The organism is Streptomyces sp. NPDC127117, from assembly GCF_042677325.1.
Classification (GTDB): Bacteria; Actinomycetota; Actinomycetes; order Streptomycetales; family Streptomycetaceae; genus Streptomyces.
Map to the genome: position 1 here is coordinate 1 of NZ_JBHXTM010000084.1, position 23,467 is coordinate 23,467.

19 protein-coding genes and 1 pseudogene are annotated in these 23,467 nt (G+C 71.6%); 1 reads left to right on the top strand and 19 read right to left on the bottom strand.

What is annotated here, in order from left to right:
• Window positions 1–2: 2 nt before the first annotated feature.
• From ACFVH0_RS38005 to ACFVH0_RS38080, 16 genes are all read right to left on the bottom strand, one after another.
• Window positions 3–1,232: a cytochrome P450 gene (locus ACFVH0_RS38005; protein WP_385827901.1), complete on the bottom strand. Its 1,230-nt coding sequence runs from the start codon at window positions 1,230–1,232 to the stop codon at window positions 3–5.
• Window positions 1,233–1,412: 180 nt separating this feature from the next.
• Window positions 1,413–2,090 carry a response regulator gene (locus tag ACFVH0_RS38010; RefSeq protein WP_353790693.1) on the bottom strand — a complete coding sequence of 226 codons (678 nt, stop codon included), beginning with the start codon at window positions 2,088–2,090 and terminating at the stop codon, window positions 1,413–1,415.
• Window positions 2,087–3,388 (bottom strand): sensor histidine kinase, encoded by a 1,302-nt coding sequence (locus ACFVH0_RS38015; protein WP_385827903.1) that lies wholly within the window; start codon window positions 3,386–3,388, stop codon window positions 2,087–2,089. Before ACFVH0_RS38015 ends, ACFVH0_RS38010 begins: the two co-directional genes overlap by 4 nt.
• Before the next feature lie 105 nt (window positions 3,389–3,493).
• Window positions 3,494–4,369 carry an alpha/beta hydrolase family protein gene (locus ACFVH0_RS38020; RefSeq protein WP_385827905.1) on the bottom strand — a complete coding sequence of 292 codons (876 nt, stop codon included), beginning with the start codon at window positions 4,367–4,369 and terminating at the stop codon, window positions 3,494–3,496.
• 95 nt (window positions 4,370–4,464) lie between these two features.
• Complete coding sequence (kynU, locus tag ACFVH0_RS38025; RefSeq protein ID WP_385827907.1) at window positions 4,465–5,658, bottom strand: kynureninase; 1,194 nt, start codon at window positions 5,656–5,658, stop codon at window positions 4,465–4,467.
• Window positions 5,651–6,499, bottom strand: a complete 849-nt coding sequence (locus ACFVH0_RS38030; protein ID WP_385827909.1) for a tryptophan 2,3-dioxygenase family protein — start codon at window positions 6,497–6,499, stop codon at window positions 5,651–5,653. Before ACFVH0_RS38030 ends, kynU begins: the two co-directional genes overlap by 8 nt.
• A 153-nt stretch (window positions 6,500–6,652) precedes the next feature.
• Window positions 6,653–7,066: a DUF3151 domain-containing protein gene (locus ACFVH0_RS38035; RefSeq protein ID WP_124719607.1), complete on the bottom strand. Its 414-nt coding sequence runs from the start codon at window positions 7,064–7,066 to the stop codon at window positions 6,653–6,655.
• A 58-nt stretch (window positions 7,067–7,124) separates the two neighbouring features.
• Entirely contained in the window at window positions 7,125–8,678 is a 1,554-nt protein-coding gene (locus ACFVH0_RS38040) for an MFS transporter (RefSeq protein ID WP_385827910.1), read from the bottom strand.
• Window positions 8,679–8,740: 62 nt separating this feature from the next.
• Entirely contained in the window at window positions 8,741–9,094 is a 354-nt protein-coding gene (locus tag ACFVH0_RS38045) for an ankyrin repeat domain-containing protein (protein WP_385827912.1), read from the bottom strand.
• 2 nt (window positions 9,095–9,096) lie between these two features.
• Entirely contained in the window at window positions 9,097–10,272 is a 1,176-nt protein-coding gene (locus ACFVH0_RS38050) for a MalY/PatB family protein (protein ID WP_385827913.1), read from the bottom strand.
• Between the two features lie 91 nt (window positions 10,273–10,363).
• Window positions 10,364–11,386 (bottom strand): class II fructose-bisphosphate aldolase, encoded by a 1,023-nt coding sequence (fbaA, locus tag ACFVH0_RS38055; protein WP_385827915.1) that lies wholly within the window; start codon window positions 11,384–11,386, stop codon window positions 10,364–10,366.
• 218 nt (window positions 11,387–11,604) lie between these two features.
• Window positions 11,605–12,144, bottom strand: a complete 540-nt coding sequence (gene pyrE / locus ACFVH0_RS38060; protein WP_266731675.1) for an orotate phosphoribosyltransferase — start codon at window positions 12,142–12,144, stop codon at window positions 11,605–11,607.
• 41 nt (window positions 12,145–12,185) lie between these two features.
• A complete protein-coding gene (locus tag ACFVH0_RS38065) occupies window positions 12,186–12,986 on the bottom strand; it encodes an aldose 1-epimerase (protein WP_385827917.1) in 801 nt (266 codons plus the stop codon).
• A gap of 25 nt (window positions 12,987–13,011) precedes the next feature.
• The gene (locus ACFVH0_RS38070; protein ID WP_385827919.1) at window positions 13,012–13,965 is read right to left on the bottom strand and encodes a carbon monoxide dehydrogenase; all 954 of its coding nucleotides are present in this window, start codon (window positions 13,963–13,965) and stop codon (window positions 13,012–13,014) included.
• Window positions 13,966–14,050: 85 nt separating this feature from the next.
• Complete coding sequence (locus tag ACFVH0_RS38075; protein WP_385827921.1) at window positions 14,051–15,649, bottom strand: polyamine aminopropyltransferase; 1,599 nt, start codon at window positions 15,647–15,649, stop codon at window positions 14,051–14,053.
• 84 nt (window positions 15,650–15,733) lie between these two features.
• Window positions 15,734–16,255: a DUF2617 family protein gene (locus tag ACFVH0_RS38080; protein ID WP_385827923.1), complete on the bottom strand. Its 522-nt coding sequence runs from the start codon at window positions 16,253–16,255 to the stop codon at window positions 15,734–15,736.
• A gap of 724 nt (window positions 16,256–16,979) precedes the next feature.
• Between ACFVH0_RS38080 and ACFVH0_RS38085 the strand changes: the two genes are divergently transcribed.
• Window positions 16,980–18,149: a pyridoxal phosphate-dependent aminotransferase gene (locus ACFVH0_RS38085; protein ID WP_385827925.1), complete on the top strand. Its 1,170-nt coding sequence runs from the start codon at window positions 16,980–16,982 to the stop codon at window positions 18,147–18,149.
• A 108-nt stretch (window positions 18,150–18,257) separates the two neighbouring features.
• On the opposite strand, the pseudogene ACFVH0_RS38090 reads toward ACFVH0_RS38085, so the two are convergent.
• From ACFVH0_RS38090 to clpB, 3 genes and pseudogenes are all read right to left on the bottom strand, one after another.
• A pseudogene (locus ACFVH0_RS38090) lies at window positions 18,258–18,785 on the bottom strand (YbjN domain-containing protein); the annotation flags it as partial.
• Between the two features lie 109 nt (window positions 18,786–18,894).
• A complete protein-coding gene (locus ACFVH0_RS38095) occupies window positions 18,895–20,160 on the bottom strand; it encodes an MFS transporter (protein ID WP_385827927.1) in 1,266 nt (421 codons plus the stop codon).
• 442 nt (window positions 20,161–20,602) lie between these two features.
• Window positions 20,603–23,233: an ATP-dependent chaperone ClpB gene (gene clpB / locus ACFVH0_RS38100; RefSeq protein WP_385827929.1), complete on the bottom strand. Its 2,631-nt coding sequence runs from the start codon at window positions 23,231–23,233 to the stop codon at window positions 20,603–20,605.
• Window positions 23,234–23,467: the final 234 nt, after the last annotated feature.

Genomic DNA, 23,467 nt, shown 5'->3' on the forward strand with positions numbered 1-23,467 from the left:
GCTCACAGCTCCACGCGCAGTTCCTTCAAGCCCCTGATCACATAGCCCGGGTTCCACTCCGGCTCGGCCGCCAGCCGCATCCCGGGGGCGCGGCGCAGCAGCTCGCCGAAGGAGGCGGCCAGTTCGACCCGGGCCAGCGGGGCGCCCAGGCAGAAGTGGATGCCCGCGCCGAAGGTGATGTGCGGGTTGTCCTGCCGGGCCAGGTCCAGGGTGTCCGGGTCGTCGAAGCGGGCCGGGTCGCGGTTGGCGGAGCCGAAGAGCAGGGCCACCTCCGAGCCGCGCGGGATGACCGTGCCGTCGATCTCGATGTCGTCGAGGACCCAGCGCTCGAACATCTGCAACGGGGTGTCGTACCGCATCAGCTCCTCGACCGCCGTCGGCAGCAGCCCGTGATCGGCCCGCAGGGCCGCCAGCTGTTCCGGGTGGCGCAGCAGCGTCCACCAGCCGTTCACGGTGGTGTTGACGGTCGCCTCGTGGCCCGCGTTCAGCAGCAGGACACAGGTGGAGATCATCTCCTGCTCGCTCAGCCGCTCCCCCTCGTCGTGGGCGGCGATGAGCGCGGAGATCAGATCCGTACCGGGGTTCTTGCGCCGCTCCTCGATCAGCTCGCGCAGATACCCGGAGAAGTCGAGCGAGGCGCGGACGGCGGCGCGGGCGGTCTCCTCGGACGGGTTCAGCTCGAACATCCCGCAGATCGCCGCCGACCAGGGCCGCAGCGGCCCCCGGTCGGACTCCGGGATGCCGAGCATCTCGGCGATGACGGCCACCGGCAGCGGCTCCGCGACCGCCGTGAGCAGATCGCCGCCGCCCGCCTCGACGAAGGAGTCGACCAGCTCGGCGGCCAGCCGCCGCACGGTCGGGACGAGCTGCTCGACCGTACGAGGGGTGAACGCCTTGGAGACCAGGCGCCGGATCCGGGTGTGGTCGGGGGCCTCCAGATCGAGGAGCCCCTGCCCGTTGAGGGTGTGGAAGGGCTCGTGCTCGGCGGGCGGCGGGGTGCGGCCGAACTCCTCGTGGGTGAAGCGGTGCAGATACGTGCGGCCGAGGCGGCGGTCGCGCAGCAGCGCGGACACATCTGCGTGGTGCGGGACGAGCCACTGGTCGGTCGGCTCGAAACGGTGCACCCGGCCGGTGGCGCGCAGTGCGGCGTAGGCGGGGTACGGGTCGGCGACGAAGACCGGTGACCAGGGGTCGAAGGGGGCATCGGCCGCGGAACGGGGAGACGGGTGCATAACCGGACGCTAACCGCACCCCCCGCCCGCCGACCACCCCTCAGGACGACGTGAGCAGACGCGACCGCCCAGAACGACATGCCCAGACGCGACCGCTCTGCACAACGCGACCAGACGCGACCGCCCAGAACGACGCGCCCAGACGCGACCGCCCAGGACGGTGTGACCAGACGCGACCGCTCAGGACGGTGTGACCAGCCGGGCCTCGTACGCGAAGACGGCCGCCTGGGTGCGGTCGCGCAGCCCCAGCTTCACCAGGATCCGGCTCACATGCGTCTTGATGGTGGACTCGGCGACCACCAGATGCGAGGCGATCTCGGCGTTGGACCGGCCCTGCGCGATGAGGACGAGCACCTCCGTCTCGCGCTCGGTGAGATCGCCGACCCGGGCCAGCGCGGGCGAGCGCGGGGTCTCCGCGAGCTTCGAGAACTCGTTGATCAGCCGCTTGGTCACGGTCGGCGCGAGCAGCGCCTCTCCCGCGGCCACCACCCGTACCCCGTCCGCGAGCTGGCGCGCGGAGGCGTCCTTGAGGAGGAAGCCGGACGCCCCGGCGCGCAGTGCCTGGTACACGTACTCGTCGAGGTCGAAGGTGGTCAGCACCAGGACCTTGGCGTCCGCGTCGGCGGCGACGATCTCGCGGGTGGCCTCGATGCCGTTGAGTTCCGGCATCCGGATGTCCATCAGGACCACATCGGGCCGCAGCGCCGCGACCTGCGCGATGGCCTGCCGGCCGTCGACGGCCTCGCCGACGACCTCGATCCCCGGCATGGCGTTGAGCAGCACCGAGAAGCCCTCGCGGACCATCATCTGGTCGTCCACGATCAGCACCCGGATGGACGGGGCGGTGGGGGTGCTCATGCCAGGTCCGCCTGTTCCCGGGGCTCGGAACCTGCCTGTACGGGGATGAACACCGTGATCTCGTACCCACCCTCGGCGGTCGTGTCGGCCATCATGTCTCCGTCCAGCATCGCGACCCGCTCCCGCATCCCGGTGATCCCGTGACCGGCCCCCGGCGAGGGCTTCACCGGACCGGTGGGCGGCCCGTTGACGACGCGCAGACCGAGCCCGCCCAGTACATAGCCGATCTCCACCTTGGCGGTGGCGCCCGGGGCGTGCCGCAGCGTATTGCTGAGGGCCTCCTGAATGATCCGGTACGCCGACAGCTCGACCCCCTGCGGCAGTTCGCGCACCGCACCGGTGATGGTCTTCTCCGTCGTCAGGCCCGCCTCGTTCACATTGGCGAGGAGCCCGTCGAGCTGGGCGAGCGTCGGCTGCGGGGCGTCCGGCGCCTGGTAGTCCTCGGCCCGCACGACCCCGAGGACCCGGCGCAGCTCGGTGAGGGCGGCGACGGCGTTCTCCCGGATCGTGACGAAGGCCTGCTCCAGCTCGGGCGGCGGATTCTCCACCCGGTACGGGGCGGCCTCGGCCTGGATCGCGACGACCGACATGTGGTGCGCGACCACGTCGTGCAGCTCACGGGCGATGGTGGTGCGCTCCTCCAGCAGCGTGCGCCGGTCGCGCTCGACGGCGGTCACGGTGCGCTGCACCGTCACCTCGCGCTCCGCGTCGCGGCGGATCTGCACCATGGAGACCACCAGCAGGGCGAACGCCGAGGTCAGGGCCATCCCGAAGGTGGTGGTCCCGGGCCGCCAGACGAGGTTCTCCATGACCACACCGAGCAGTACGGTCAGGCCCCACATCCAGGCGGCGGTGCGCCGATCGGTCCTGGCCGCGACGACGATCAGCACGACCAGGTGCGCGAAGAACGTGGTCGGCCCCCACGGCCACCCGCCCTCGCCGAACACCGCGGTCACCGGGGTCAGCAGCAGCGACAGCCAGAACGCGCCGACCGGCCTGACCAGCGTCATCAGCACACTGATGGCCGGGAACAGCGCGACCAGCTGTGTGAGCGGATGGTACGTCGAGGCGATCCCCAGCAGGAAGGTCATCAGCGCGACCAGCACCACGAACGCGTGCACCGCCCAGGTGGCGCGCTCCCGTGCCCGCTCCGGCAGCCGGCGGATCACCGGCGCGTCGGTCCGCAGCCGCGGCAGCGGACGGTAGGCGAACGCATCGTCGAAGAGGGCCTGCCGGAGGCCGCCTATCGCCCCCGCGGCCAGCTGGAACTCCGGGCTTCTGCTCTTGGTCTCGGTCACGCTTCCACGTTAGGCGGCGGGCCCGGCCCGGTCGTCAGCAGTGATACGGATTCCGGGCCGTCCATCGCAAGGACTACGGACTCCTCCGCGCGGCCGGACCCGCGCTCACCAGGCGAGCTGTGCGAGCTCCTCCGCCACCACCGCGCACGCGTCCGCCGCCGGGTCGATCAGCGGGAAGTGGCCGACGTCCGGCAGCAGGGTCAGCCCCACCGTCTCGCCCGCCTTCGCCGCCGCGTCGACGAACGCCTCCGAGACCGCCTGCGGCACCTCGACGTCGGTGGTGCCCTGCACCACGGTGGTCGCGATGCCGGTGGGCAGCAGCGCGGCAGGGTCGGCGTACCGGGAGCGTTCCGCGAAGTCCTCCTTGCCGCCCAGGAGTTGGCCGACCGCGCCGGAGCACACATCCAGCCCGACGGCGGTGGCGAAGTCCGCGATCGGCGCGAGAGCGACGACACCCCGCAGCTGCGGCGGCGCGGGCAGCCGCCACGGCGAGCTCTCGGGCAGTACGTGCCGGGCGGCGGCCCACAGCGCCAGCTGCCCGCCCGCCGAGTGCCCGGTCACGACGATCCGCCGTGCGTCGGCCGCCGGAAGCTCCCGGGCCAGCAGCGCCGGCAGCGCGTCCATCGCTGCGGCGACATCGTCGAAGGTCTCCGGCCAGCGGCCCGCGACCGGGCCGGCACCCCGCTGCTGCGGGATCTCTCTGCCGCGCCGGTACTCGACGCTGGCCACGGCGAACCCGCGCCGGGCCAGGAAGTCCGCGAACGGCGACACGTGTTGCCGGTCGTACGGCGCCCGCCACGCACCGCCGTGCAGGACGACCACGACCGGCGCCCCGGTCCGTCCGTCGCGCGGGGCGTAGAAGTCGATCAGCTGGTCGGGGTGGCTGCCGTAGGCGGCCGATGCGTCGGGGGCGACCCGTGGATGCGAGGAGGCCGACTCGGTCTCGGCTGCGTCCCGATCACGCGCGGCAGAATCCGACATGCTGTTCCAACCGTCCTGTAGTTGAGCCCAACTGGCCTGACCTGCGGGGACGGTACCAGTACGGAAGGTTCCCGTCCCCGCCCAGGATCAGGGCGCTACCGCTGGGCGACCACCTCGCCCAGCACCCGCGCCGCCCGCTCCACGTCCGCGAATCCGACGTACAGCGGAGTGAACCCGAACCGGAGCACGTCCGGCCGGCGCAGGTCCCCGACGACGCCCCGCGCGATGAGCTCGCTCATCACCGGCTCCGCGTCCTCGCAGCGCAGCGCGACCTGGCTGCCGCGCTCGGCGTGCGCGACCGGGGTCACCGAAATGGCCCGGCCCTCGGGCAGGTACTGGGCGACGCACTCCAGGAAGAAGTCCGTCAGCGCCAGGGACTTGGCCCGTACCTCGTCGACGGACACCCCGTCCCACACGTCCAGCGAGGCTTCGAGCGTCAGCATGGAGACGATGTCGGGGGTGCCGACCCGGCCTCGTACCGCGCCGTCGGCCGGGGTGTATTCGGGGGTCATGCCGAACGGGTCGGCGTGCGACGTCCACCCCGGCAGGGGCGAGTCGAAGGCCGCCTGGTGGCGCTCGGCGACGTAGATGTAGGCGGGCGAACCCGGGCCGCCGTTCAGGTACTTGTACGTGCAGCCGACCGCCAGGTCCACGCCGTACTCGTCGAGGCTGACGGGCAGGGCGCCCGCGCTGTGGCACAGGTCCCAGATCGCGATGCCGCCCGCCGCGTGCACCGCGGCGGTGAGTCCGGGCAGGTCGTGGAGCCTGCCGGTGCGGTAGTCGACATGGTTGAGCAGCACGGCCGCGGTACGGGGGCCCAGCGCGCCGGGCACCTCGGCCGGGGTGACCGGGACCAGGCTGTGGCCGGTCATCCGGGCGGCGGACTCGGCGATGTACCCGTCCGTGGGGAAGGTCGTCGCGTCGACGAGGATCTCGTCGCGCTCCCGGGGCGCCAGCCGGCTCGCGGCGACGACCGCCTTGAAGACGTTCACGCTGGTGGAGTCGCCCACCACGATCTGCCCGGCGGCGGCCCCGACCAGCGGGGCGATCCGGTCACCGATCCGTTCCGGCGCGGTCCACCAGCCGCTCTCGTCCCAGGACCGGATGCGCAGCTCGCCCCACTCGCGGGTGAGGACCTCCTGCACCCGGGCGGGCACGTGCGCGGGCAGTGCGCCGAGCGAGTTGCCGTCGAGATAGACGGTGTCGTCGAGGGTGAACAGCTTCCGCCGGTCCGCGAGCGGGTCGGCGGCGTCGAGCGCCGCGGCCCGCGCGGCGAAGGTCTCAGACATGGCTCCGTGCCGTCCACAGTTCGGGGAAGACGTTCTTCGTGGCCCGCTTCTCCAGCCAGGCGACCCCGGCGGAGCCGCCGGTACCGGTCTTCGAGCCCATCGCGCGCCGGGTGGCGACCAGATGGTCGTTGCGCCAGCGCCACACCAGCTCACCGACATCGGTGAGCGCCTCGCCGAGCCGGACCAGCTCGTCGTGGTGCTCGGGGTCCGCGTAGATCTCCGCCCAGACCGCCTCGACCTCGGGGGACGGCTCGTACTTCCGCGTCAGGTCCCGGCCGAGCACGGCCCGCGGTATGCCGAACCCGCGCCGGGCGAGCAGCGCCAGCGTCTCGTCGTACAGACCCGGCTCGGCGAGCGCCTTCTCCAGCTCGGCGTGGACACGGGGCGCGCCCCGGTGCGGCACCAGCATGGACGCGGACTTGTCGCCGAGCAGGAACTCCATCCGCCGGTACATCGCCGACTGGAAACCGGAGCCCTCGCCGAGCGCGGAGCGGTAGGAGTTGAACTGGGCGGGGGTGAGCTGGGCCAGCGGGGTCCAGGAGGCGTTGAGCGCCTCCAGCTCCCGCACGGACCGCTTGAGCGCGTCGCGCGCCACGTTCAGCCGGTCCTCGCGCAGGGCGTGCGCGGCGGTCTCCCACTCATGGACGATGACGGTGAACCACAGCTCCATGACCTGGGTGGTGACCAGGAAGACCATCTCGCCCGGATCGTCGGAGCGAGGGTGCTGGAGATGGGTCAGGACATCCGCCTGGACATAGTCCTCGTACGGAGTCGTTCCCGCGAAGTCGAGGTGCGGGGTCTGCGCACCGGTGGCTTCGGGGTCGGGGTGGATCGTCGACATTGCTGTCTCCTCGACACGAGCTTCCGGGTAGCGGTCCGCCCCTTCCGTGAGGTGGTGGAGCTCCGGTCCCCTGTCGGCATCCTAAACGGACGCCCCACAGGCGCGCAGACCCCGCAGACGTACCACCGTCCACGAGGTCCGGCGTACCTGCTTCTAGCCGAGCGTCTCGGCCGCGGTGGGCGAGGAGTCGCGCAGGAACGTCGAGCAGCGCTCGTACTCCTCCTGCTCACCGATCGCCCGGGCGGCCCGTGCCAGGGCGTGCAGGGCGCGCAGGAAGCCGCGGTTCGGCTCGTGCTCGAACGGCACCGGGCCGTGGCCCTTCCAGCCGGCCCGGCGCAGCGCGTCGAGGCCGCGGTGGTAGCCGGTGCGGGCGTAGGCGTACGACTCGACGACGCGGCCGCCGTCGTACGCCTCGTCGGCGAGCTGTGCCCAGGCCAGGGAGGAGGTCGGGTACTTCGCGGCGACATCGGCGGGGGCCGTGCCGTTCGCCAGCAGTTCGCGCGGCTCCGGGTCGTCGGGCAGATGGGTCGGGGGAGGTCCCCCGAGCAGGTTCTCGTGGATCGACATGGGTTCAAGTGTGCCTGGCGCCCACCCGCCGGGGGTACCCGGGCACCGGCGTGCGCGGTCAGCTCGCGCCCGGTTTCCGCTCCTCCTCGTGCGCCGGTTCCAGGGGCGGTGCGACGATCCCGCAGTGCACCGTGCACTCGGGCCGCGCCTGCTCCTCCTCGTCCACCGTGACCAGGGGTTTGCGTACGGTCGCCCAGGCGATCGCGGCCCCGAGCACCAACAGCCCGGCACACATCGGCATGGCCCGGCGGAAGGTCGAGGCGAACTCGCCGGCGTTCCGGTAGGCCTCCGGGCCCATTCCGGCGAGCAGCGGCAGCGCGGCCACCGCGATCAGCCCCGCGGCGCGGGCAGCCGCGTTGTTGATCCCGCTGGCGAGACCGGCCCGGGCGGTGTCCACGGAGGCCAGGACGGTCGCGGTGAGCGGTGCGACCAGGGTGACGAGCCCGACGCCGAGCACGGCGACCGCGGGGAGCACATCGGTGAGGTAGCCGGAGAGGGTGTTCGACCCGGGCCCGACCCGCAGCATCAGCAGCATTCCCGCGGCGGCGATCAGCGGACCGGCGGTGAGCGGGATGCGGGGCCCGATGCGCTGGCCCAGTTCGCCCGAGGCGGCCGAGAAGAACAGCATCAGGACGGTCGTCGGCAGCAGCGCCGTACCCGCGCCGAGCGCCGAGTATCCGGCCACCACCTGGAGCTGGATCGCGGAGAGGAAGAAGTAGCCGCCGAGCGCCGCGTACACACAGAGGGTGATCACATTGACGGCGGTGAACTGCCGGGACGCGAAGACCGAGGGCGGCAGCATCGGTTCCGCCCGGGTGCGCTCCACCCGTACGAAGACCGCCCCGAGGAGCACCCCGCCGACGGCCGTTCCGATCACCGCCCCGGACGCCCCCTGCGCCGGTGCCTCGATCAGCGCATAGGTCACCAGGGCGAGGGCCAGCGCCGCGAGCACGGCACCCAGCACGTCGAAGCGCCCGTGCGCGTGCGGGTCACGCGATTCCGGTACGTGGCGCAGCGCCACCGGCACACAGACCGCGGCGAGCGGCACATTGAGCAGGAACACCCACCGCCAGCCCGGCCCGTCGACCAGATAGCCGCCGACGAACGGCCCGACAGCGGCCCCGACCCCGCCCAGCCCCGACCACAGCCCGACCGCGCGGGCCCGGTCGTCGGGGTGGAAGCTCGCCTGGATCAGGGCCAGCGAACCGGGCGTGAGGAGCGCCCCGCCGATGCCCTGGAGGGCGCGGGCGGCGATCAGGACGACGGCGTTCGGCGCCAGTCCGCACAGCACCGACGCGGCGGCGAACCAGACGACCCCGACGACGAAGACCCGCCGCCGCCCGTACCGGTCCCCCAGGGCGCCGCCGAGGAGGATCAGCCCGGCGAGGGTCAGCATGTAGGCGTTGACGGTCCACTGGAGGGCGGCCAGATCGGTGCCGAGGTCCTTGCCGATGCGGGGCAGCGCGACGTTGATGACGGTGGAGTCCAGCATGGCCATGCTGGAGCCGAGGACAGTGGTCAGGACGACCCAGCGCCCGGTGGCGGAGGCGACGCGGATGGCTCCCGGCTCCGCCGCACCTGCTGCGTCTGGTGCATCGGCTGCGTCAGGCATACGAGCAGCATCCCCGCTCCGCGCCGGGAAGGCCATCGGGCGGCGGCCCTCCCGGCACCGGATCAGCCGGTCGGGCCGACGGACGGGCGGCTGTCGCCCGCGCCGTTCCGGTCCACCCGGAAACCGGCTCCGCGAAACGCCCCGACGACGAGTTCGCCGGCCTGCTCCATCTTCCGGATGGAGCCGTCCGGTGCGCCCGTCACCGCCCGGATGCTCGACGGGCGCACCGGCGTCCAGCAGCGCGGCGAGGACGGCGGCCGCACGGGCCGGGTCCGCCTCCGCCCCGTCGCGGCCCGGTGCAGGAGGCTCCACCCGTGCTCGTCGACGGCGGCGACATCGAATCCGGCGTCCAGGGCGGCCCGTACGGCCGCGAGATCGCCGTCGTGCGCGGCCTCGAACACATCCGTCGGCGGCATGCCTACGACGCCCGCGCCGTCACCGCCCGCACGCCCCGGATCAGCGCGTCCACCCCGGCCTCCGCCTTGGCCCGCGGGCACCCCACGTTCAGCCGCACGAAGCCCTCCGCGCCATACACCCCGCCCGGCATCACCGCGACCTTCTCCTGCTCGATCAGCACCCGCTGCAACGCCTCGTCGTCGTCGATCCCGGCGGGCCGCAGATCGATCCACGCCAGATAGCCGGCCTGCGGCGGACGCCACCCCAGCTCCGGGAACGCCTCGTCCAGCCGCCGGGCGACCAGTGCCAGATTCCCGGCGACGTACTCCCGGAGCTCGTCCAGCCACGCCGCCGACTCCCGGTACGCGGCGATGTGCGCGGTCAGCGACAGCACCGCCGGGGAGGCGAGCCCCTCGGCCGTCTCCATCCGGCGCAGGAACTCCGTCCGGTCGGCCGGATCACCGATCAGCCCGTACGAACCGGTCAGCGCCGGGAAGTTGAACGCCTTGGACGCGGAGGTGATCAGCGCCCAGCGTCCGTCGCCCGCGACCCGCGTCCACGGCACATGCGTATGCCCCTCGTGCACGAAGTCCGCGTGTATCTCGTCGCTGATCACCGCGACCCCGTACCGTGCGGCGAGCGACGCCGTCTCGTCCAGCTCGGCCGCCGTCCACACCCGGCCGGTCGGGTTGTGCGGGGAGCACAGCACCAGGACCTTGCTGTCGGGGCGGGCCAGCTCGCGTTCCAGCGCGGCCCGGTCCCCCACCGGCACGCCCCGCAGCTCCCGCCCGAGCCCGGTGATCGCCTTGCGGAAACCGTCGTACGTGGGGGTGTGGACGACCACGCCCTCGCCCGGCGACGTCCACATCTGCAACAGCTGGGAGAGCTGGCTGAGCACGGAGGGCCCGTAGACCAGTTGCCCGGTGTCCACCTCCGTGCCGTACCGGGTCGAGTACCAGTGGGCTATCGCCGAGCGGAAGTCGTCCTGCCGCCAGTCGGTGTAGCCGAACACCCCGTGGTCGAGACGGGAGCGCAGCGCGCCCAGCACCTCCGGGGCGGTCTCGAAGTCCATGTCGGAGATGGTGAAAGGCAGCAGCCCGTCCACCCCGAACCGGTCCGCCACCCCGTCCCACTGGACGCACCAGGTGCCCCGGCGGTCGACGACGGTGTCGAAGTCATAGCGCGCGCTGGAACTCACAGCGACCCCTTCATATGCGTCTGTCGGACATGCCGTGGGCCCGGCACCCCACGGGGTACCGGGCCCACGGCCACACACTTCGTACCGGCTGCTACTTCAGCTTGGTGCCGGTGGAGCGCAGGTTGGCGCAGGCCTCCGTGACGCGCTTGGCCATGCCCGCCTCTGCGGACTTGCCCCAGCTGCGCGGGTCGTAGACCTTCTTGTTGCCGACCTCGCCGTCGACCTTCAGCACACCGTCGTAGTTGCGGAACATGTGGTCCACGATCGGGCGGGTGAATGCGTACTGGGTGTCGGTGTCGAGGTTCATCTTCACGACGCCGTTCTCCAGCGCGGTGGCGATCTCCTGCTCGGTGGAGCCGGAACCGCCGTGGAAGACGAAGTCGAACGGGGACTTCACGCCGTACTTGGCGCCGACGCCCTCCTGGAGGTCCTTCAGCAGCTCGGGACGGAGCACGACGTTGCCCGGCTTGTAGACGCCGTGGACGTTGCCGAAGGAGGCGGCCAGCAGGTAGCGGCCCTTCTCGCCCAGGCCGAGTGCCTCGGCGGTGCGCAGCGCGTCGTCGACCGTGGTGTACAGCTCGTCGTTGATCTCGTGCGTGACACCATCCTCCTCGCCGCCGGTCGGGGTGATCTCGACCTCAAGGATGATCTTGGCGACGGCGGCCTTGGCCAGCAGCTCCTGGCCGATGGCCAGGTTGTCGGCCAGCGTCTCGGCCGAACCGTCCCACATGTGGCTCTGGAACAGCGGGTTCTCGCCGCGGGCGACGCGCTCGGCGGAGATGTCGAGCAGCGGACGCACGTAGCCGTCCAGCTTGTCCTTGGGGCAGTGGTCGGTGTGCAGCGCGACCGTGATGTCGTACTTGGCGGCGACGATGTGCGCGAACTCGGCCAGGGCGACGGCACCGGTGACCATGTCCTTGTTGTACTGGCCGCCCAGGAACTCCGCCCCACCGGTGGAGATCTGGACGATGCCGTCGCTCTCCGCCTCCGCGAAGCCGCGCAGTGCAGCGTGCAGGGTCTGGGTCGACGTCACATTGATGGCCGGGTAGGCGAACTTGCCTGCCTTCGCCCGGTCGAGCATCTCGGCGTAGACCTCGGGGGTTGCGATGGGCATCTGACCGCTCCTTGGGATATGCGGGTGTGCGTGCTGGTTCCCTGACCTGGGGGCGACGTCATCGTCGCCCCCATCTTCCCAGACTCTCGCTCCGGCTCCACCCGGCCCTTCGGCCGGGCTCCCGGGGGCGCGGTGCGCGGGCATGCGAAAGGGGCGGGCCGTTTCACGTGAAACGGCCCGCCCCCGGAAGAAACCGCAGGTCAAAGCCGAAAGTCGGCTCAGGCCAGGTCGAGATCGGCCACCGAGTAGACGTGGACGTACGGCAGCCCGGCCTCGGCGATGGCCGGAGCCGCACCCCGCTCCACGATCACGGCCACGGCCACGACCTCGCCACCGGCCTCGCGCACCGCCTCGACGGCCGTCAGCGGCGAACCACCGGTGGTCGAGGTGTCCTCCACCACCAGGCAGCGGCGGCCCTTCACGTCCGTGCCCTCGATGCGGCGCTGCATCCCGTGCGCCTTCTGCGCCTTGCGGACGACGAACGCGTCCAGCTCCTGCCCGCGCGCGGCGGAGGCGTGCAGCATCGAGGTGGCGACCGGGTCGGCGCCCAGCGTCAGCCCGCCCACGCAGTCGTAGTCCAGCTCGGCGGTGGCGTCGAGCATGACCTGACCGACCATCGGAGCGGCCTTGCCGTCCAGCGTGATGCGGCGCAGGTCGATGTACCAGTCGGCCTCAAGACCCGAGGAGAGGGTCACCTTGCCGTGTACCACGGCCTTGTCCTTGATCTGCTGGAGCAGCTCAGCACGTACGTCACTCATGGCTACGAGCTTAGGGCCTGCCCGGCGGACCACCGCCGGGGTCACAGCCGGCGCCAGCTCCACGTCGTCGCGATCTCCAGCGGATCGATCGGGGTGACGTAGCGGGGCGCGGTGTTCAGCCCGTTCGGCGGGCCGGACTGCGGCTCCACACAGACCGCCTCGTCCTGCTCGTCGTAGATGACGACCCACTCGGTCCGGCTCTTCACGGTCAGCTCCAGCTGCTCCGGCCAGGTGAGCGTCACCGCCACGCCGTCCGGCATCCCGAAGCAGTCGTCCCAGGGACCGTCCAGCGGCGGGATGCGGCGGCCGGTCGGCAGATGGTTCTCGCCGCGCTCCTCCTGCCAGGCCGCGTCGAAGGCCAGCTCCACGTCCTTGCCACCGCCGCCGAGGTTGCGCAGGAACCACGGGTGCCAGCCGGCCTGCGCCGGAAACGAGTCCCCGTACGTCTCGATGCCGAAGGCGAGGGTGAGCGAGTCCTCGGCCAGCTCGAAGGTCTGGGTCACCCGGCCCGGGTACGGCCAGGGCTCGGCGAGGTCGTAGTAGAACGACGCCTCCCGCTCGCCCAGCCGGGCGGTGTGCCAGGCGGTGTCCCGGCCGGTGCCGTGGATGGCGTGCGGCGGGGAGTTCAGCGGCAACCGGTGCGGGACGTCGCCGTTGTGGAACAGCCCGTTCTCGGTGCGCCCGCACCACGGCACCATCGGGAAGCAGCCGTAGCGCTCCCCCTGCCGCAGCAGTTCGGTGCCCTCGATCCGCAGGCTGTCGATGCGACAGCCGTTGGCGGGATTCACGGTCAACTCTGTGTCGCCGACGGACAGCCGGACGTCCTTCTCGCTGCTACTCACCCGTCCGACACTACTGGCGCGAGGGCTACCGTCGCCGCCGCAGCGCCCGGGTCACCACCACGGCGGACGCCAGCGCGAGGGCGGCGGCCGGGGCGACCCAGCGGAGCGTGGCGCCCGCGGTGGTCGAATCGGGTGACGGGACGGGGGCGTACCGGCCGCGCGGCGGCGCGTGGTCGACCTCCTCGGCACTGCGGCCGATCATGGTCCGCCTGGCGTGCGCGGCCTCCGCCGGAAGGTCTTCCGGGGTGGTGAACTCCGCATCGGACACCGGGTCGAGCGACGGCGGGGGCACGGGCGCGTCGAAGACGGAGCCGGTGCCCGGGGGGTTCCCCGGGACCTCGGGCTCCCCCGCCGCAGGCGCCTCGTCGGCCGTGGCGTCATGGGTGGGCAGTGCGTCGTCGGTGCCGCCGGCTTCCGGGACGGCGTCGCCGGCGGTGGCCGCGCCGGTCGTGTCGGCCTCCTCGGCCGCCTCCTCGATGGCCTGCTCCACGGCCTCGCCGAGCGGCCCGTCGGGTTCACCACCGGCCAGCGTCTCCGTCACCAGCTGCTGGGCGAAGCGGTCGAGCAGCCGCTGGGCCGCCGCGAGCACCGCCGCCGCGTCCAGCTCCAGGAGCCGGCCGTCACCGCTCGCCGTGCCCGTGAAGCCGATCGCCGTACCGCCGTCGCGCTCGGTCAGCCCGATCGTCAGGCGCAGCTGCACCGAGCCGCTGCCCCGGGCCTCGGTGCCCTCGCCCGTCACCAGGATCCCGGCCCCGGGCGAACCCTCCGGGCCGTCCTGCGGCGCACCGGTGAACCGCAGCACGCCGCGGTAAGTGATCGTGTGACCGTCGACCCGGATCCTCAGCCGGCCGGACAGCGGGCCCGCGGACGCGTCGGCGTCCTGCTGCAGCCCCGGCACACAGCGCGCGACGCGGGCGGGGTCACCCAGCGTGCGCCTCAGGGACGGGACCGGAACCGGAACGAACACCTCATGCTCCATGGAAACCGAGCCTACTCAGCCCCGACCGCCACGTCAGCGGTTCCGCCTCCCGAAGCCCCCGCCGGCCCGGATCACCACCGCCCGCTCACCGGTCCTCCCAGTACCGCGGATGCACCAGCGTCGATGGCGGCAGCCCCGGCAGCCGGGCGCGCTCCGTCCGCTGCCCCGCGTCGACCAGCCCCGGCTCCGTCATCGACCGCAGCTCCGGCGCCCTGCGGGCGAGGCCGAGCTCCGGCGCCTTCCCCGGACCGGCGAGGACGAAGCCCCAGCCGTGCGCGCGCTGCGCCCGGTGCGTGGCCCGGTCGGGTCCGGCCGCGGAATCGGCCAGCCGGTCGCTGATCCGGTACGGGCAGGTGCGCAGGCCCGCCGCCCTCATCGACGCCTCGACCGTCCAGAACGTGCGCGGCCGGGACACCGAAGGGCCGCCGTGCACCGCCACCCGGCCGCCGGGCGCCAGCGCCTCGGCGACCAGACCGTAGAACTCCGCCGAGTAGAGCTTCGTGCTGGTGGAGATCCCGGGGTCGGGCAGATCGGAGATCACCACGTCGTAGCTGCCGTGCGCCGCGCGCAGCCAGTTGAAGGCGTCGGCGGTGACGGCGGTGAGCCGGGGGTCGCGGTAGGCGTGGCCGTTCAGCTCCGAGAGCGCCGGGTCGGTACGGGCCAACCGGGTGACGCCCCGGTCCAGCTCGACCACGGTGACATCGCTTACGTCCGGGTAGCGCAGCACCTCCCGGGCGGCGAGGCCGTCACCGCCGCCCAGGATCAGCACATGGGCGTGCGGCCCGTTCATCGCGGGGTGCACCAGCGCCTCGTGGTAGCGGTACTCGTCGCGCCCGCTGACCCGCAGCCGGCCGTCCAGATACAGGTCCAGGGAGCTGCGGCCCGACCCCGTCAGCACCACCTCCTGGACCTCGGTCTGCATCGCGACCCGCACCGCGTCCCCGTACACCGCGCGCCTCGCCGCCCGCTCGAAGTCGTCGACCAGCGCGGTGGCGACGGCCAGCACCGCGATCACCGCCACGTTGACCGCGATCAGCAGCCAGCGCGAGCGCGGGGTGAGGTCCCGCCGGAACACCCACAGCACCAGCGCCCCGCCCGCCGCCGCGTTGACCGCGCCGGTGAACAGCGCCCCGGTGAGCTGCCCGAGCATCGGCAGCAGCAGGAACGGGAAGGCGAGCCCGCCGACCAGCGCGCCCACGTAGTCGGCGGCGAAGAGATCCGCGACGGCGCCGCCCGCGTCCTGCCGGTCGACGCGCTGGATCAACGTCATCAGCAGCGGGATCTCCGCACCGATCAGGATCCCGATCGTGAGCGAGAACCCGACCAGGGCGTACCGCGACTCCCCGATCCAGGCGAACGACGCGTACAGCACCAGCGCCGAGGAACCGCCGACGAGCGCGAGCGCCGCCTCGATCAGCCCGAAACCCACTGCGGCACGGCTGCGTAAACGTTTCGCGAGAAGCGAGCCGACGCCCATCGCGAAGACCATCACGGAGAGCACGACCGAGGCCTGGGTGACGGAATCACCGATCAGATACGAGGCGAGCGCCACCAGTTCGAGCTCGTACACCAGACCGCAGGCGGCACAGACGAAGACAGCGGCGAGCACGAGATACCGACCGGTCCTCGGCCGTACGGGAAGACACGCCGCGCCCCCTCGCAGCGACACCTGCTGGTCGATCATGATGCGAACGCTACGTCACGATTACGTGGCAGCCTGTCACCCACAAGGGTGTAAGTGGCGCGCTCACAACGGAGTTGGGACTACTCAGAGCGCAGCCGCCGACGTGCGCACTCCCACTCGGGTGCGCGTCACCACCAACTGCCCCTCCTGCGGGTACGCGTGCCAGGTACGCCACCGCACCTGGCCCTCGGTCCGCTGGGCGAGCATGGCGGTGAAGGCGTGCGGACTGCCGGGGAACGTCCCGGCAAGGCCCTGCGGATGGTCGGCCACCAGCGCGAGCAGCTCCTGCGCCCGCCCCGCGAACGAGCCCTCCGAGAGCGTCTCGACGCGTGCCGCGAATTCGTACTCCCATTCCCCGAGCCGCTTGGAGACACCGAGCGGGAGCGGGGTGCTGCTCCCGGGGATGCAGGCGACGGTCTCGGAACAGGTGCCGCGGTCCTCTTCGAGAAGCACCTGGTGGGAGGCGCCGAGCAGGCGCATCTGAAGCGTGGCGCCCGCGAGATCGAGGTCGAGCACGGCCAGGGCGGGGAGCGGTTCGCGCCCCAGCGCCCAGGCCAGGTCGGCAGCACGGGTATCGGAATAAGCCGTCTGGAGGGTCGTGAGCATGGGTCGGCTCCGCAAGCAAGCATGGACGCATGGACAGGGGACGCCCCCGGCGCGATGCGCGTGGGAGGTGGGTAGCGCCCGATCAGGTCCAACTGGGGTCCGAGGGCTGAATGTTCTCTCAACCGAGGGAACCACGAATAAGTCACAGCCACAGCGTTTTTGCCCAACTTGCCGTGGTTTCCATCCCCTCGGGGGCCTTGCGGTTCACCTGTTCACCGGCAACTCGCAGAACGCCCAACAAAAAGGTGCCCGGCGGGAGTTCACCCGCCGGGCACCTCTGGAACCAGCCGTCCGGATCAGCTTCCTCCGCCGCATCCACCCCCGCCGCCGCACGAGGAACCACCACCGCACGAGGAGTGCCCGCCGCCGCAGGAATGACCACCGGAGTGCCCGGAGTGCCCGCTTCCGCAGGACGAACCACCGCCGCCGTCACCCCCCGCCCACCAGCCGCCCCCCGCGCTGCCGCCGGCGGCCCCCCGCCGCACACCGCGCCTGCCCGCCTTCGACCGGTTCCCGGCGCGAACCAGGACCGAGACGAACCACACGATCAGAACGACCGCTACCACCACACCGACGAAAACACCCACCGACCTCACGCCCTTCCGTCCCCCGAAGCGAGGTCCCCCCGCTTCCATGCGCTTTCCGCGTGTGTGGGGGATGCCCCGCCCCCGAACGGCCAAAGCAGACTTGAGCAACTCCAGAGCTTCCGCGCAGGATGACAGCCATGACACAGGGACGACCGCTGCTCAACCGCCGCCTCGCCGAGTTCGGTACCACGATCTTCGCGGAGATGTCGGCGCTCGCCGTACGGACCGGCTCCATCAACCTCGGCCAGGGCTTCCCCGACACCGACGGCCCCGAAGAGATCCGCGAGGCCGCCGTCCGGGCACTGCGCGACGGGCACGGCAACCAGTACCCACCGGGCCCCGGCATCCCCGAACTGCGCACCGCGATCGCCGGCCACCAGCAACGGCGCTACGGCCTCACCCACGACCCCGACACCGAGGTCCTGGTCACCGCCGGAGCCACCGAAGCCATCGCCGCGTCCCTGCTGGCACTGCTGGAGCCCGGCGACGAGGTCATCGCCTTCGAGCCCTTCTACGACTCCTACGCCGCCTGCATCGCCATGGCGGGCGGCCGTCGCGTACCGCTGACCCTCCGCGCTCCGGACTTCCGCCCCGACCTCGACGCCCTCCGGGACGCGATCACCCCCCGCACCCGGCTGCTGCTGCTGAACAGCCCGCACAACCCGACCGGCATGGTCCTCACCCGCGAGGAACTGACCACGATCGCCGAACTGGCGGTGGAGCACGACCTCCTCGTGGTCACCGACGAGGTCTACGAGCACCTGGTCTTCGAGGGCGAACACATCCCGCTGATCTCACTGCCCGGCATGCGCGACCGCACGGTCTCCATCTCGTCCGCCGGCAAAACCTTCTCGTACACCGGCTGGAAGGTCGGCTGGGTCACCGCGAGCGCCCCGCTGGTCGCCGCCGTCCGGACGGCCAAGCAGTACCTGACCTATGTGAGCGCGGGCCCGTTCCAGTACGCCATCGCCGAGGCGCTGCGTCTGCCGGACTCCTACTTCGAGGGCTTCCGCGCCGATCTCCGCCACAGGCGCGACCTGCTCGGCGACGGCCTGCGGGCGGCCGGGTTCGAGGTCCACCGGCCCCAGGGCACGTACTTCATCACCACCGACATCACCCCCTTCGGCGAGAAGGACGCCTACGCCTTCTGCCGCGCCCTCCCCGAACGCTGCGGCGTCGTCGCCGTACCCAACTCCGTCTTCTACGACGACCCGGACGCCGGCCGCAGCCAGGTGCGCTTCACCTTCTGCAAGAAGGAGGACGTCCTGCGGGAGGCGGCCGGCCGGCTGCGGCGCCTGGCGCCCTGAAACGCGGCACCCCGGGGCGGCGGTCGTGAGGACCGCCCCCCCGGGGTGGGGGGTGGCCGCCGGACCAGGGCTCAGGCGCCCCGGGGGGACCGGGTCGCCGTCCTCCGGCGCCTTCTCCTCGGCCGGGGCCAGGCCCAGGCGCTCCTGCAGCCACTTGTCGAACTCGATCGAGGCGCGCACCCAGCTGACCGTCGACGAGACGAAGTGCTCCAGGCTGACGCCCGTACCGATGAGCATCTGCGCCTCACCGATCAGACGGACCGAGACCTCGGTGTCCTCGGAGCCCTCCTCGGGCTCGTGGGTGTGCGTGTAGACCTTGGGCCACAGGGTTCGGCGGTTCCAGTCGTCGATCGCGTCGAGCAGGACCGGGCGCTGGTCCGCGGCGTGCGGGCGGTCGTAGAACGTACGGACCGAGAAGACCTGCTGCTCGTCCTCGCCCCGGAACATGAAGTACGTCCGGAAGTCCTCCCACGGCGCCGCGAGGTCACCCTCGTCGTCGACGACGTACTTCAGCTCCATCTGTTCGAGGAGCTGCTTGACGAGGTCCTGGTCAGGGACAACGGGGCCCTCGGGTCCTGCCGCCTGCGGTTCGGGCTGGCCCCCGAAATTCGGAATCGAGGACGGATCGATAGACATCGCTGGGTACTCCTGTGGATCGCACGTGGTTTCCTGCCGACGACCCTAGCCGCGTTTCGCGGCCGGGGGGTCTTCCAGGGCCTGTCCGGCGTGATCCGCCGGACACGCCCTAAGCACTCCGGGGGGCCATCCGTGTATCGGCCACCCGTGCCCGTGCCCAGGCTGCGGCGGCGAGAATCGCGCACAGCACCCCGAGGAGTCCGGACGCTCCGATGGTGTTCGCCGATGAGCCGGACAGCTCCGTCGCCACACCGCCCACGGCGACACCGATCCCCTGCACGGCGGTCACCCCCGACCTGGCGAGCCCCAGCGCCTGGCCGCGTCGGTCGACCGGGGTCAGGAGCACGAAGGTCGCGCCGGCGGTGATCTGGTAGGCGGAGCACACCCCGGCCACCAGCAGCAGGAACATGGCCACGGCCACACCGGGGTCGAGCCAGTAGGCGAGCAGCGGCAGATTCGCGCCGATCGCCAACGGCCCGAGCAGGCGGCGCCGCGACTCGTCGCCGACCTTGGCCCGCCCCAGCAGCGCCGCTCCCAGCACCATTCCCGCCGGATGCGAGGCGAGCAGGAGGCCCACCGAGTAGGCGCCGCCGCCGGCCTCGTCCGCGAACGGGGCCGCCAGCCCTTCCGGCAGGACGATGAAGCCCGCGAGCCACCCCATCGCCAGCAGCGACCGGAGCCTGCGGTCCGACCAGATCAGCGCGGCAGCGCCCCCGACCTGTGCGCCGAGCCGGGTCTTGCGGGCGTCGGCACTCGCCGTGGGACGGGCCTTCACGCCGAGCCTGATCAAGGTCGCCGAGAGAAGGAAGGTCGCCGCGTTCACGCCCAGGGAGAGGTTGCTGCCCAGCCACGCGGCCAGCAGACCGCCGCCGGCGAAGCCGACCAGCTGCCCGACCTGATTGGTGATCTGCATGACCCGCTGGCCGCGTTCGTATCTCTGCGTGCCGAGCACGGTGGGCAGCAGCGCGCCCTGGGCGGCGCCGAAGGGCGCCTCGGCCAGCTGCGCCAGCACCAGCAGCCCGGCCAGCAGCGGCAGGGGCATCCCGGGCAGGGCCATCAGCCCGACCAGCACCATCCGCACCAGATCGCAGCTGATCATGACCGTACGCCGGGGGAAACGGTCCGCCAGGCCGGACAGGAGCACCCCGGACAGCAGCGCGGGCAAGGTGGTCAGCGCGTACGTCGCAGCGGTCCACCCCGGCGAGTCGGTGCGTTCGAACACGAGCAACGACAGGGCCACGCGGGCCAGTTGGTCGCCCAGGATCGACTGAGCGTAAGCAGCCCAGAGGGTACGGAATTCGCCAAGGTGAAAGAGATTGTCAGATCTGGGCTTTTTGAGCCCCGGATTTATCTCATCGCCCATCCGCTCGTTCATGCGGGCACGCTACCGACTGTCGAATTCGGCCCCCAACCCTGCTCGCGGGCGGGCCAGGGAGGACGCTCCGGGGTGTCCTGATTATTCGCACACCGCCGGGCGGACGCTGTCCGTACCCGAACAGAACTCCCTTGTCAGAGGCGGGCGATGCGACCCGGTACGGAGCCGGGCCGGGGAGGTCACCCCCCGGTGCGGAACCAGGCGTTTGGCGCAATATCGATGTTGAACAATGGATCACCAATGACGACGATGATTCCCTTTTCTGCTGTTCCTCACGGAACGGCTGCTTTCCCATGGAATCAACGCGATGTCACCCTCTCCTGCGCGGCAGCGCCGACGGCAGCGCCGACGGCAGCGCCGACGGCAGAGCCGACGGCAGAGCCCCGGCCGGGGACACATGGTCCGCCGGCCGGGGCCCGGCATCGATCGGGTCGGGTGCCGTCTACGGGGTGCCGCCCACAGCCGCCGCGTCGGCGCCCGAGGTCGCGGGGCCGACGAGCAGGCCGTCACCGACCCGGTCCACCCGGACGGTGTCCCCGTCCTTCACCTCGCCGGAGAGGATCTCCTTCGCCAGCCGGTCACCGATCGCCGTCTGGATGAGGCGGCGCAGCGGCCGTGCCCCGTACGCCGGGTCGTTGCCCTCCTCGGCCAGCCAGGCCAGGGCGGCCGGGGTGACGTCGAGGGTGAGCTGCCGGTCGGCCAGCCGCTTGGCGAGCCGGTCGATCTGGAGCTTCGCGATGCGCGCGAGCTCGTCACCCGACAGGGCGGAGAAGACCACCAGGTCGTCGAGCCGGTTGAGGAACTCCGGCTTGAACGAGGCCCGTACGACCTCCAGGACCCGCGCCTTCTTCTCCTCGGGCTTGGTCAGGGGATCGACCAGGAACTGGCTGCCGAGGTTGGAGGTCAGGATCAGGATGGTGTTGCGGAAGTCCACCGTCCGGCCCTGCCCGTCGGTGAGCCGGCCGTCGTCGAGGACCTGGAGCAGGATGTCGAAGACCTCGGGGTGGGCCTTCTCGACCTCGTCCAGCAGCACAACGCTGTACGGGCGGCGGCGGACCGCCTCGGTGAGCTGGCCGCCCTCCTCGTAGCCGACGTATCCGGGCGGGGCGCCGACGAGCCTCGCCACGCTGTGCTTCTCGCTGTACTCGCTCATGTCGATGCGGACCATGGCCCGCTCGTCGTCGAAGAGGAAGTCGGCGAGCGCCTTCGCCAGCTCCGTCTTGCCGACACCGGTCGGGCCGAGGAAGAGGAAGGAGCCGGTGGGCCGGTCGGGGTCGGCGATTCCGGCGCGGGTGCGGCGTACCGCGTCCGACACCGCTCGCACGGCCTCGCTCTGCCCGATGAGGCGCCTGCCGAGCTCGTCCTCCATGCGCAGCAGCTTCTGTGTCTCGCCCTCCAGCAGACGCCCGGCCGGGATGCCGGTCCAGGAGCCGACGACGTCGGCGATGTCGTCCGGGCCGACCTCCTCCTTGACCAGCTTCTCCTTGGGCTCCTTCGCTGCCACCTGCTCGGCCTCGGACGCCTCGGCCAACTCCCGTTCCAGGCCGGGGATCTCCCCGTAGAGCAGCTTGGAAGCGGTGTCGAAGTCGCCGTCGCGCTGGGCGCGTTCGGCCTGGCCGTGCAGTTCGTCGAGGCGCTCCTTCAGCTCACCGACGCGGTTGAGGCCCTGCTTCTCCTTCTCCCAGCGGGCGTTGAGGCCGCGCAGCTCCTCCTCCTTGTCGGCGAGGTCGCGGCGGAGCTTCTCCAGGCGCTGCCGGGAGCCGGGGTCGGTCTCGTTCTTGAGGGCCAGCTCCTCCATGTGGAGTCGGTCGACGGCGCGCTGGAGTTCGTCGATCTCGACCGGCGAGGAGTCGATCTCCATGCGCAGCCGGGACGCCGCCTCGTCGACCAGGTCGATCGCCTTGTCGGGCAGGAAGCGCGAGGTGATGTAGCGGTCGGAGAGGGTCGCGGCGGCCACCAGCGCGGAGTCCACGATGGAGACCTTGTGGTGGGCCTCGTAGCGGCCCTTGAGCCCGCGCAGGATCGCGATGGTGTCCTCGACGCTCGGCTCGGCCACCAGCACCTGCTGGAAGCGGCGCTCCAGGGCGGGGTCCTTCTCGATCCGCTCGCGGTACTCGTCGAGCGTCGTCGCGCCGACCATGCGGAGCTCGCCGCGGGCCAGCATCGGCTTGAGCATGTTGCCGGCGTCCATGGCGGAGTCGCCGCCGGCGCCCGCGCCCACGACGGTGTGCAGCTCGTCGATGAAGGTGATGATCTGCCCGTCGCTCTCCTTGATCTCGGAGAGGACGGTCTTCAGCCGCTCCTCGAACTCGCCGCGGTACTTGGCGCCCGCGACCATCGCTCCGAGGTCGAGCGAGACGAGCCGCTTGTTCTTCAGGGACTCGGGGACGTCGCCCTTGACGATGCGCTGGGCGAGGCCCTCGACGACGGCCGTCTTGCCGACGCCGGGCTCACCGATGAGCACCGGGTTGTTCTTGGTGCGGCGGGAGAGTACCTGGACGACCCGGCGGATCTCCTGGTCACGGCCGATGACCGGGTCGAGCTTGCCCTCGCGTGCGGCGGCGGTGAAGTCCGTACCGAACTTCTCCAGCGCCTTGTACTGGCCCTCCGGGTCGGGTGTGGTCACCCGGCGCCCTCCCCTGCTCTTCTCGAATGCGTCCAGCAGCCTCTTCGCACTGGCCCCCTGCCCACTGAGGATCTCACCGGCGCGGCCGCCCTCGGCCGCGATGCCGATCAGCAGGTGCTCGGTGGAGATGTAGTCGTCGCCGAGCTCCTTCGCGCGCTGCGCGGCGTCGGCGATGACGGCGAGCAGCTCGCGGTTGGGCTGCGGCGGGGCGACGGTGGACCCGGTGACGCTGGGCTGGGCACCCAGCAGCCGCTCGGTCTCGGTGCGTACGGCGATCTGGTCGGCCTCGACGGCGGCGAGCAGATCGGTGATGTTCTCGTTGTCCTCGCCCGCGAGCAGCGCGAGCAGCAGGTGCCCGGGGGTCAGATCGGGGTGCCCGTCCTTCACGGCCCTGCTGGTGGCCGCGTTGATGGCGTCCCGGCTCTTGTTGGTCAGCTCGGCGTCCACGTGCGCTTTCTCCTCCTTGCGGTGACTGCCCTCTCGACAACACTGACTAGGTCGACGTGCGTAAAGTTGAGTCTACCCCACTCAAGCCAATATTGAGTCCACTCCACTCAACTTGCTTCCGGGAGTCCGTCCCGGGTCCGATTCCGGAGATTCCGGTGCTTCGAGTGAACCGGCCGCCCCGGCCCTCCCCCACCGCAGCGGGGGCGGCGGGCAGGGGGCGAGCCCGCGCTGCCA